Genomic DNA, 245 nt, shown 5'->3' with positions numbered 1-245 from the left:
GAAGCGAGACATCGCCCGCTCCCTTCGTCGGGATGGTAAGTGTGAGTTCTCTGCGAGATCATTCAGGTGACGGCCGGTTTCCTTTCGACCTTCGCTTCCAATCACGTTCATGGAAGCTCGATACGACGGGGTCTTGGTCACAAAGGACTCCAGAACTTCACCCTCATGGTCGACGGCAAGCCACAAATAGTGTGTCTTCCCACGGATCTTCACGAAGACTTCGTCCAGGTGCCACTGCCATTGCG

1 protein-coding gene is annotated in these 245 nt (G+C 55.1%); it reads right to left on the bottom strand.

Annotation, left to right across the window (positions count from 1 at the left end; genetic code table 11):
• Positions 1 to 245: DDE-type integrase/transposase/recombinase (locus tag HY29_RS01985; RefSeq protein WP_034791185.1), on the bottom strand; the 245-nt coding region annotated here is incomplete at both ends.

This window comes from Hyphomonas beringensis, from assembly GCF_000682755.1.
In the GTDB taxonomy this organism is placed as follows: Bacteria; Pseudomonadota; Alphaproteobacteria; order Caulobacterales; family Hyphomonadaceae; genus Hyphomonas; species Hyphomonas beringensis.
The sequence above is the reverse complement of the archived record's forward strand: the minus strand, read 5'-3'. Positions and strand labels throughout refer to the sequence as shown.